8 protein-coding genes are annotated in these 11,065 nt (G+C 59.1%); 3 read left to right on the forward strand and 5 right to left on the reverse strand.

What is annotated here, in order from left to right:
• The coding region (locus I8N66_RS32085; protein ID WP_291162867.1) for an ATP-binding cassette domain-containing protein at positions 1-1,181 on the forward strand (1,181 nt) is incomplete at its 5' end.
• Positions 1,182-1,233: 52 nt separating this feature from the next.
• Here the strand turns inward: I8N66_RS32085 and I8N66_RS32090 are convergent.
• Positions 1,234-1,533, reverse strand: coding sequence for a DUF6522 family protein (locus I8N66_RS32090; protein WP_291162870.1), 300 nt, complete (start codon positions 1,531-1,533; stop codon positions 1,234-1,236).
• Positions 1,534-1,808: 275 nt separating this feature from the next.
• On the opposite strand from I8N66_RS32090, the gene I8N66_RS32095 reads away from it, so the two are divergent.
• Positions 1,809-2,282: a MarR family transcriptional regulator gene (locus I8N66_RS32095; RefSeq protein WP_291162873.1), complete on the forward strand. Its 474-nt coding sequence runs from the start codon at positions 1,809-1,811 to the stop codon at positions 2,280-2,282.
• Positions 2,283-2,344: 62 nt separating this feature from the next.
• Here the strand turns inward: I8N66_RS32095 and I8N66_RS32100 are convergent, their stop codons facing one another.
• Both I8N66_RS32100 and I8N66_RS32105 read right to left on the reverse strand, forming a co-directional pair.
• Complete coding sequence (locus I8N66_RS32100) at positions 2,345-3,700, reverse strand: chloride channel protein (protein ID WP_291162876.1); 1,356 nt, start codon at positions 3,698-3,700, stop codon at positions 2,345-2,347.
• A 429-nt stretch (positions 3,701-4,129) separates the two neighbouring features.
• The gene (locus tag I8N66_RS32105) at positions 4,130-4,324 is read right to left on the reverse strand and encodes a hypothetical protein (RefSeq protein WP_291162879.1); all 195 of its coding nucleotides are present in this window, start codon (positions 4,322-4,324) and stop codon (positions 4,130-4,132) included.
• A 266-nt stretch (positions 4,325-4,590) separates the two neighbouring features.
• Between I8N66_RS32105 and I8N66_RS32110 the strand changes: the two genes are divergently transcribed.
• Positions 4,591-5,094 (forward strand): PTS sugar transporter subunit IIA, encoded by a 504-nt coding sequence (locus I8N66_RS32110; RefSeq protein ID WP_291162882.1) that lies wholly within the window; start codon positions 4,591-4,593, stop codon positions 5,092-5,094.
• A gap of 353 nt (positions 5,095-5,447) precedes the next feature.
• Here the strand turns inward: I8N66_RS32110 and I8N66_RS32115 are convergent, their stop codons facing one another.
• Positions 5,448-5,828, reverse strand: a complete 381-nt coding sequence (locus I8N66_RS32115) for a hypothetical protein (RefSeq protein WP_291162885.1) — start codon at positions 5,826-5,828, stop codon at positions 5,448-5,450.
• Between the two features lie 379 nt (positions 5,829-6,207).
• Positions 6,208-11,016, reverse strand: a complete 4,809-nt coding sequence (locus I8N66_RS32120; RefSeq protein ID WP_291162888.1) for an RHS repeat-associated core domain-containing protein — start codon at positions 11,014-11,016, stop codon at positions 6,208-6,210.
• Positions 11,017-11,065 lie beyond the last annotated feature (49 nt).

Here is an 11,065-nt window from a genome sequence, read left to right on the forward strand (position 1 = left end):
AGGGAAGTTATCGGCGCGAGCTCGCGACGCTCTTGAACCGAAGCTTCCACGTCGCTGCAACTCAAGCCGAAGGCGTGCAAAACCGCATAAACCGGCAACGATATGCTGACATCGACCAAACGTGGGCCGGCCTGAATTTCCTCACCGCAGGCTATATGGGATTCGAGCTCGTCTACAATTTCTTCTCCTCGCGCATCATCGCCTATGCACCCGGACTTCTTCCTTATGCTGAAAGCAGGATCAGTCTCCAAGGCTACGTTACGGGAGCTGAGCTTGCGAATGCGGTTATCAACGACTGTTCCTGGTTCATTCACGTCATGCCCGATATCGCGAGATTGCGGGCGAACGCAGTGCGCGTGACAGAACTTGCCGAGGCGATCGAAGAAGCCCAACATCCAAAGGAATTCTACGCGCGCACCGGGTGCTCGCAGTTGCGTTACCAGAACCAGGACCCTCGTCTAGGCCTGGCCATTCAGGACGTCGAACTTATGCATCCGGGCGCAGCCGAGCCTTTCGTTTCGACGGATCGGCTGCGGGTAGAGCGGGGCGAATGGGCGCTGCTTTTGGGAGAGTCCGGCAGCGGCAAGTCGTCCTTGCTCAAAGCAATAAGTCGCCTGTGGCCGCACGGGCGGGGCACGATCATCCTGCCAAGAAACGTACGCACGCTCTATGCGGCGCAAGACGTCTATCTGCCGTCGACGTCGCTAAAGGAGTTGATTTGCCTGCCCGATCCCACGCAGTCGTACAATGATGCGGACGTTGCAACGATATTGGAGGAAGTCGGGCTTGCCGATTTTGTAGATGACCTTGCCAATGAGGGCCGAGCCAATCAGACCTGGGACCAGCTCTTGTCCGGAGGGCAAAAGCAAAAGCTCATTCTCGCGCGCATTCTGCTCTTGCGGCCGGGTCTTCTGCTCCTCGACGAGCCGACCAGCGCTTTGGATCTGCAGGCTAAGAACTCGTTTCACGCCACCATTCGAACCAGGTGCCCTGGTACGTCGGTGATTAGTGTCATGCACACCTCATCGGCGCCGAAATCTTCAGAAGGCGACGAATTGTTCGACAGCGTGCTTTCGATCGCGCAACGAACGGTCACAAAGGGGCCAGTTATCGATCTGACATCTCGGCCGCGGGTCTTGGGGCGCCGGCAGACGTATCCTGAAAAATCCACCGCCGAATGATGGCGATCATCTCTGGCGCGTGGAACGAGTTCGTTGACGGATTGGCGCTCGCCTATCGGCCCCGGCTCAACTTCGCTAGTTTTCCGCGAAGGTAAGTTGTTGCTTCGAAGGCGACGGCCCCGTCGCTGTCGACCATGGCTTCCCAGACCCGATTGCCGAGGCGGCACTGCACGCGGTTAAGGTCCTGGTGTTCTCCACAACCGCATTCGACGGTAACGTTGATCAGGCCGAGGTTGCGGTACCGCTCGAAATCTCCGGGCGAAAGGCCAAGCTGGTCGGCAATATAGGATGGCTCGATGAAGAGATCCTTCGAGGGAGGCAGCGACAGGTCTCGCCATGTCTTGCGCGTCATAGGCCATCTCTCCCAAACGTAATTTGGCGCCGGGGGAAAAGGCCACCTTCACGCATGGGGATTGGGCCGCCCTTCGCAGATCCACCCCCCAACGTCATCTTGCGGTAAGCTTGTTCAATTGCGCCCTCGCGATGACACGATTGAAAATTAACAATCGCGAGCGCGGCGTGTTATGGCGTCCACCGAAGTAGCTATGTTTGCCGCGCTCGCGAAGCTCCCCCACGGAGTTGCGGCGACTATATATCATATCATGATATAAATAAAGGATGCGTTCGATGCCTTCCAGCGTTCGTGTAAAACCAGCGGCTTCAGTTTCTGGGGCCAATTCCGGGGAGCCGCTCGACCCTGGAGTGTTCAGTGGCCTTGCAGGGGTGAGACTGGCCATGCGGCGTTTTTTGGCCAGTAGCGAGATCGAGCTGTCGCGGGCGGGCATCACGTCGCAGCAGTATCAGGCACTGTTGGTCATCAAGACCGCCCCACAGAACCGTATCAGAATGAGAGGCCTCGCCGAAGAGATGCTGATGCAGCATAACGGCGCGGTTCAACTCGTCGACCGGCTCGAGGCCGCCGGCCTCGTGCACCGAGCGCCATCGCCGGTTGACAAGCGAAGTGTCCTTGTCGGCCTGACCGTGATGGGCGAGGCGGCTCTTGACGCGCTGGCAAGAAGGCATCTGGTCGCCATGCTCGCCAACGAGCCACTGCTGGCCGAATCGCTCACCCGGCTTCGCGAGCTTGCGCAAACGCGCTAGTTGAGCGCAACTGATCGCAAAATGACCCGGGTGGGTAGCGACCGTGGCGCCCGATACGACCTTCATTTCCCTTCTGGCGCCTGACCTGCCTTCTGCGATGCACGCCGCGCCCGGATGGCGGCTGCCACAAAGACGCGCGACAGGCCATGGTAGAGCGGATCGCGCGACAGAGTTCGTGATGTGATATAGCCGATCATTGAAACGGCCATGATGGGCATCACCGCCTGGTGGGCGCCGGTCATCTCAAGGATGATGACGAAGGCCGTCATCGGCGCCTGTACAACGCCTGCAAAGTAGCCGGCCATGCCGAGAATCGCGCCAAGACCGATGCTCGTGCCCAGAATCAACCCGACCGTGCTTCCGAAACCCGCCCCGACCGAGAGCGACGGCGCAAAGATGCCGCCGGGTATCGTGGAAATCATCGAAAGGAAGCTCGCGACCAGCTTCTGAATAAAAAAGAGAGGTGGCGCCGCATAGCCTTCGATCGCATGCCGCGCCTGCTCGTACCCCGTCCCGTATGTGGCGCCGCCCGAGGTGATGCCGATCACCGCAACTCCCAGTCCGCAAAGGCCGGCCAGAACCATAGTGCGCTTCAATTGGTCCGGCTGGGCCCAGCGCCGAATGCGTTGGCCCAGGTGAAGAGCAAGGCCACTGAACCCGGCCCCAAGCGCTCCTCCGCCAATGCCACACACGATGATCAAAACCCAGTCGCGCAAATGCGCTGGAGCAACGCTTGAAACGCCAAAGTAAGTGTAGCTGCCCGAAAGTGCGAGCGCGGCCAGTCCCGATAGGATCACTGCACTGAGTACAACCCCATTCGAACGGGACTCGTAAGCGCGGCTCATCTCCTCAATCGCAAACACGATTCCCGCCAAGGGTGTGTTGAAGGCCGCCGCAATTCCGGCCGCCGAACCTGCGAGGATAAGCCCGCGTGCGTGCGGGAGCTCGCCGAAGCGAGCGGCAGCAAGCATGATCGACGCGCCGACTTGTACCGTCGGCCCTTCTCGCCCGATCGAGGCACCGCAAGAGAGCCCAAGGATGGTCAGAACAATCTTTCCGAAAGCGATCCTCAGCGACAGGAGGAACGGCCGCTCGGTGTCGTCCAGATGGCGTGCCGCGATCGCCTGGGGAATTCCACTTCCCTGGGAGTTGGGGAAGAACCTGATCGCGAAATACGCAGACAGGATGAAGCCGAGGGGCGTCAGTGCGAGCGGCGCCCAAAAACTCCATTTGCTCGCTGAAGTGAGCCTGGCAAACGTGTTTTGTGCAAGATCTGCAAGTTCGGCGAAGCCGACACTGACAATCCCAATTGCCAGAGCCCCTGACCAAAAAACAAGCCTTGTGCGCCACTGGCCGCGAGAACCCAGCACGACCTTGGAGCGGCGCAGGATTTTGAGTTTACGCTTGGGATGGGGCATGAATGTTTCCGGCTTGGTTTGCGCGGCAAGATGCTGAAACTTGCCATCAGGAGCTGTTGTTCGCAAAGGAAATTGGGTGTTTGACCGCCGCAGGCGCAGCTAGCACGGCTAGCCGACTTCGATAGGGCCGGATGTAGGCCGTTCAACTGCTGGATCGCCCCGTTCCGCCAAGGGTCCTCAAGGCTTCGTAAAGGACCGTTCCTTCATCGTCGATCACGGCTTCAAACAGCCGACTTCCCAGGCAAACTCGCAGATGTCGCAGGCCGCAACACATGTGCCGGTCCTTTTCCAAGCTCACGGAAACCAAACCCGCGTGCTGATAGCGCTCGAAGTCGCCTAACGATAGACCGAGTTGATCGGCAATATATTCACTCTTCACATTGATGTCGTCGGGCAGTGGAGCGCAGAGCCTGCGACGCCTCCTGCTTGTCATGAATTGACCTTTGAAAGTGGATAATCGCTTAGCGCGCCGTTCGCTGTCGAGTTTTCCTTCACTGAAGGGTAGAAATAGCCTGACCGACCACTGATGTTGTCATGATTGAAGATCGGCAATCCTTCGTCCCCACGCCCGGGTTTTGCTTCCGGCGTCGCGAGCGTGATGACCTGGTGGCATATGCTGGCCATCTCGCCCGCGAACCTCCTCCCTCCGGAGTATACTAATCATATATCACGATGTGATATAAAGGTCGAGGCGACGATTCGCTCAATTTCTTCGGGTTTCATGTGGTGGTTGGGAGAGAAAGCGCGCTGTAGACCGATCGTGAACGGAGTTGATTGAACCCTCAAGAGCCTGAGATTGTTGTTGCGATATGGCCGTCCAAAACCGCTTTCTCGGAAACTGTAACTCACATGGTGAGGAATTGACCCATGTAAGCCGGCAAGGAGGGGCGATGCAGGTCGATGATTTCCACTGGCAGCGAGAGTTGATCATCAAAGCCCCGTGTTTTGATGGACGATCGGCGCTGCACACGATCGCTGAAGATCTGTCTGGCCGAACCGGCATCGAGGTGCGGGATCTGTTTGAGGCCCTTCACGCGCGCGAAGACCTCGGCTCGACGGGCTTTGGAGGAGGATTTGCCCTGCCGCATGCGCTGGTGCCGGCTCTGCGCTCACCTGCCAAAGTGCTGATGACACTGCGCAGCGGCATCGACTTTTCATCTCCTGACGATAGGCCAGTCGACATATTCCTGGCGGTGCTTTGGCCGAAGAACGAGCACCAAAGCTTCCTGCCTGCGCTCGCCAAACTCTGCCGACCGTTCAGGTCGGCGCGCGTTCTGGACGGCTTGAGAGGCGCGCAGTCGAAAACCGAGGCCATGATGGTCTTGCAGATGTTCACGAGTCCGGAAAGGTTGCCAAGTCTCAGCCGAAAGGTCGTTATTGAGAAAGCAATTTAGGGAGCGTCATGCAACTTGGCAGCGTTTCTGTCATGCTGCGTCACTGCCCTTTACGTCGGGTTAACCGAGTTCGGACGTTCACAATCCCGTGAGATTGTGGCGATTCAGGGTGGGATTCGTGGTATTTTTATGGCTAATATACGGCTGTGCACGAAATAATATACTGCATAAGGCGTATTCTAGAGATGAAAATTTAGAGATTTCCGGATCTTCGGCCCGTCGTGTTCTGCGGCGGGTCATTTTTTGTTGGTCAAGGCTGCGGGCCGGTGTGCCGCGATTTTGGGCGCGCTATTCAATTCGGAACAATCAGGGCGACTGGGGATCCCGCGGTCATGGGGCGCCCTGGTTGTCGATCAGTAGCAGTCCAGGGCGAATGGCGATGAGCTGTTTCCTCGCCCCTTGTTTCCTCCAACACGCTGACTAGCATAGCCGATGATCTTTTCCCTGACCCGAGTTTTGTTGCTTCTTGTCGCTCTTTTGTCGCAGAGACGATACCCGCGCTTGCTCAGCAAATTGTCGTTCCCGTTGCCGAGAAGCCGTCGGCGGATCCCGCCAAGCTCCAGGAACTGATCGACGTGCTGCGCGACGATCATGCGCGCGAGGCCTTCCTCGATGAACTGCAGAAAGTCGCCCGCGGTCGGGCTGACGAAGGGGTTGAAGATACAGCGCCTGATATCACCGGTAATTCGCTTGGGGCGAGGGCGGCGGACGTTACCCGGCTGTTTGCCGAGCACGCCGTCACATCGGCAGCCGTGTTCGCCACGCAGCTGGCTTTGGCACCCGCGACATTTGCGAACCTGAGTGGCTCCGAAGGGGAGGTGCTCTCGCGCACCTTGCGCGATCTCGCCCTCGTGATTGTCGTAACCTATGGGCTCTTCGTGATCCTGCGCCTTTGCACACGTCGCATCGATCGATCGTTCGGAAGACGGGCGCGGCGAAGGCGGGCGTGTAGTGGGGCCGGTAATATCCCTTTATGCAGGGCTTCCCGCCATCAACCCGCGTTATCGCCCGAATTCCGTTAGCGCGGTCGGAGCGGCGATGATAAAGCGGCAGCAAGGGGTCGCGGACTTTGTACGGCGCCACCCACGGACAGAGTGGCGCCGTTTACCTGCTTCAAATAAACAGCAGAAAGAAGAACGGGAGCGTTTCTGCAACGGCTTCGCCGGTTGCAGCGGCGGTCGTGTCTGCCGCGATCTCCGTCACCATCCCTGTCGTCGTTGCCGTGGTTTCGACTATCTCGCTTCCCGTCGAGACGGAAATGCTGGCCTCGATACCGCCGGCATCTCCCTCAGTCGACGATACCAGCGAGGACGAATTCGAGACCGCCGCATCATTGACGCTGTTTTGGGAGGCTGTCGCGACGGTTGGCAGTTCCAGGTTGTTTGAGGAGTTCGCACCAAGCTCCGTCTCGCCGATTGCCTCGCTGGTCGACTGGCTTGGCGCGGCGAGCGGATCACTTGTCGTGCCCGAACCGTTGCCGGTCTCGCCACTGCCGTTTCCGCCCCCGTCTCTCGGTCCGCCATCAAGGCCGTCGTTGTCGTCTTCTTCGTCGCTGCTCTCTGACGAAGAGTTGCTTGACGAGGGTTGATCACTACCGTCTTCGCTCTGGCTGTCATCGTCCATGCGTTGTGGTGGTTGTTGGACGTCGTGCGCTGCAATCTGGTCCATTTCGACGTCGCCGTTGTTTGCGACGTTGCCGTCAGGTGGGCCGTTGTTCTGACCACCGCCATCCTGACCGCCCTGGTTTCCACCATCGTTGCCGCCATTGTTCTGGCCGGCCACGCGTGCCCGATAGTACTTCAGGCAGGCGGATGCGCCGGCGCTCGCGGCAAAGATGCCGCCGACGGTGGTCGTCGCGCCTACACCCACGGCCGAAAGCACGTTGTTCTGTTTTGCGCCATCGACGGTCTGCGAGATGCCGGCGGCAGTGCCGAAGACGCCACCACCAAGCCCGATGATGCAGGCGGGCAGTCCGTGGCCGCTCGGATCGAAGCCCCAGGCCGGATTGTTCAGCATGAAGGCGTACCGGTTCGCGCTGTCGTGCCGGTAGATACTCGCCGAATAGAGAGTGTCTGGCCTCGTAAATCTTGCAAGCGCCGGCTGATAGTAGCGCTGGTTGAAATAATAAAGCCCGGTATCGGCATCAAAGGGTTGCCCCATGAACCCGTAGTCGGGCGATCCTGCCGCGCGTTCGAGCGGAAGGCCGTAGGCGTTATAGAGGAACCAGTCGGTTGGCGAACCGGCAGTGTCCGTCGTGAAGGTCAAGCTATGGCGGGCATCCCCGTGGAGGTAGCTTTCATTTGCCGTGCTGCCGGTCGCCTTGCGAGTGTAGGCGGGGCCGAGGCCGCCATGCAGCACTACCTCGGACGTCGTTGATCCATTGGCCGTGATCTGGTGGAATTGCGGCGACAGATAGAGATAGTTGCTGCCGCTCGTATCCTTGCGCCAGACACGATTGCCGGCGTGATCGTAAGCGTATTGAGCAGCACTGTCATCGCTGCCGGCCTTGAAGCTTTCAAGGCGGTTTCGGCCGTCATAGCTCGCTTTAAATGTTAGGCTCGATGCCGATGTCGACAGAAGGTTGCCCATGTTGTCATAGCTAGGGTTGAGGGACTGGCCATCGATCGTGCTTGACGGGTCGAGCAGATAACCCTTGCTCACCAACGAGAGATTGGTTGACGATTTCAGGTTGCCGGCGCCGTCGTACTGGTAGGTCTCGCCGCCGCCGGCGATCCTGCTGTCCGTGACCGATCCGAGGCGCGCAGTCTCGAAATTCGACGTCCTCGTATAGTTCGACCATTTTGCCGACGCGCCGTTGACGCTCAGCGGATAGCCGTAGGGGTCGAGTTGGTAGGTTTCGCTGAACAGGTTCTGGCCCGCTGCCGTGACACCAAGTTTCGAGATCCCGAAATCCGGTGTGTATTCCAGTGTGGTGGTGACCCCGTTTGCGTACTGGATGGTTTGCGGTTGCCCCATCGCGGTGAAGTCGGAGAGCGTTATCTTCGGAACGCCGGCAATGGATTGGCTCGCGAGGTGATCCAAAATGTATGTAAGGCCGATGACCGTGCCATCGGACATCTCAATTTTCGTGGGCCGTTTCTGCGGATCGAACTGCGCGTTTAGTGAAAGGGTCTCGGCTGGGTTTCCAACCTCAAGCGTGCTATCTGCGACCGAGCCATAAGCGTCGTATGCGAAGGAGCGCGAGACATCGACCGCCTGGCCGCTGACGGTGGCCGACGTCAGTTGGCCAAGACCATTCGCCACGCTGTCGCCGTCATACTCGTATTCAACCGAGATGCCGGCAGGATAGGTCACTGTGGTTTGGCGCCCGGCGCTGTCATAGGAATAGGCGAACGTGCCGTTGCCCTGGGTCTTCTTTGCGAGGTACCCGTTGGCACCATACTCGAAGGTTGAGGCGCCGAGTGCAGGCAGCGTCTTTGCCGAAACGCGACCGAGGCTGTCATAGGTGTACTTCGCGGTGGTGGAGCCTCCATCTTGTGGGGGCTCGACCGCGGTGACGCGGCCGATGACGTCGCGCTCGTAGTTTGTCTTGACACTCGGCAATCCAGGCGATCGCAGATCCTGGAATGTCTGCGTCTGCGCTTTCGCCTTGTTGGCGTAGTAGGAACGGTCCTCGACAAGGGTTGCGCTATAGGCGGTATCGCTTGCCATGGTGCGCGTTACCGTTTGTCCGGTCCCCGTCATCTCGTAGCTGGTCTGTGAGGCGATTGCTTGGACCTCGTCGCCGTTCAGCCACGGGAACGTGGTCTCGCTCGTCCTGTCGAGAGGGTCGTAGGCTGTCGTTTCGTAGAGCGCTTCATCGCCCGTCAGGTAGGGAAGGGCACTTTGAAGAACCTTGTTGGTGGCACTGAACGTGATGTCTTCCATGACACGATCGACCGCACCGCCCTCGCTCGATTGCGTCAGCATCTGGTACCGGCGTTCGAGCCCGTCGAAGAGGTAGGTCACCGATTGCACCGAAGGCGTGCTGCCCTCAGCCGGCCACTGGGTCAGGTTCGTGCGCGTGACCGAAGGCACGCCGCTCGACCAGCCATGGGTGAAGGTCGAAAGTGTCGCGAGCTTGGCGGGAACGAGGCCGGCCGGAGCCGTTACCGATGTCGAGAGGCAGGTTGCCGCCAGCGCGCTTGTGTCGGTTCCCTCAGGCGCCGGACCCTGGATGGTCTGCCGTCTTCCAAAACTGTCATAGCAGGTGGTGAACTGATTGCCGTTGGCATCGACCTTCAATGTCTGTTTGCCGAAACGCGCATCGTATCCATATTGCGTCAGCAACACTGTGTCGCCCGCCCCGGTCGGCTGGGACATCTTCTGGACATAGGTGTTGAACGCCGGCTCGATCGCATAGGTTGTCGTCGCCAAACCGGGCTTGGTCATCGTTATGCGGTTGCCGAAACTGTCGTAGGAATAGGTCGTTTCGAGATACGCCTGCCGCGCCTCATCCCAGGAACCGCGCGTGGCCACGTTCATAGTGTCATCATAGGCCCAGCTATCCAGTGAAATGTCTTCAGCCGGCTGGAACGACTGAACGTCGGAAAGCGACGGATTGCGCGTCGTCTTTGCAAACTGCCTGAAGCCGAAGCGCCAGTTCGCCGGGTCGTTCTGATAGGCGATGTTGCGGTAGACATTGTCCGATGGATCAAGATCGTTGCCTGACCGGTCGACAAGGTTGAGCTTGGCAGACTGCGTGCGATTTCCATAGGTGTCGTACAGAAAGACCTGGCCAAGCGAATGCTGATACTTGCCCCCCTGGTATTTGTCCGATCGCGTCGACGAGGGTCGCACGAGCGTTGCCTTATAGCCGGTCTCCTTCGATACCTCGGTCGTCGTCGACTTGTACTGGTAACTGTCGACAGACAGGACGTCTCCCGCCGAGCAAAGGCCCTCCTGTGCCGTGGCGCAGATCACAGTGCTCGATTGCGGACGACCGATGAGCGGGAAAGCCTGGTTGTAGGCAACGGTCGTCGTTCGGCCGATCGAGACGTTGGTGTGCGTGCTTGCGGCAAAACCCAGCCAGCCACGTCCCGTGTCGCTGACCTGTCCGTCCTCATAGAAGTGCGTCGTCGTATAGCTGTAGGGGTTGGTGGTGATGGCCGGATTGTTACTGTCCGTCGTGCTCGCCACCACATAGTAGCGACCGGTCAGGTTGGAACTCGACCGATATTGCGGCAATGCCTCGTTCTGGACGAGCGGCGGGTATCGCTGGTAGGTCGCCAGTGCTCCGGTGCCTGCAGTTTCGGAATAGACCGTGGGATCTGAAATCGGCTTGTAGGTGATCGCGACCGTCCCGAGTGACGAGCGCTCAATCCCGGTCATGAGGTCTGGAATGGCCCCTGCCGTCAGCCCCACCTCGACGCTCTCTTGCGTGAACGCGACGACATCCAGAAGCCCGTCGGCATTGATATCGGCCACCAGCCGGTTCGTCTGACTCGCCGAGCCGCCCTGATTGAGCCCGAGGCCGTTCAATGATCCCTGGTTCCAGGAGCCAGGGACGAAGGCGGATCCCGTCGAAAGCGCAATGGATGTTCCACCCGCATTGAAGCCGACGATATCTCCCCTTCCGTCGCCATTCACATCGGTCATCATCCTTGGCGTCTGGCTGGACCAGTCTGGCGCGTTAAACGACGAAGACCAGATGGCCGGCGGTTCGAAGCCGGCGCCATTCGACAAGCCGACACTGACTTGCGTGCTGAACCCGACGAGATCGGAAAGACCGTCACCATTGACGTCGGACATCATGCGAGGATTGTCCGCATTCCACTGGCTGCTGTCGGCGAAGTTGGCATAATTCTGGTTCCAACCTTCTTCAGAAAAGCTGGTGCCAGTCGATAACGCCACGTTGACCGAGCGCGTTTGCTGGTTCATCGCAATGACGTCACTCTTGCCGTCGCCATTCACGTCGGCCATCAAAAGGTCGTCGCCCTCCCAACCTTGTTTGATGCCGATATCGGCAAAC

The sequence above is a fragment of the Ensifer sp. SSB1 genome, assembly GCF_016652895.1.
Classification (GTDB): domain Bacteria; phylum Pseudomonadota; class Alphaproteobacteria; order Rhizobiales; family Rhizobiaceae; genus Ensifer.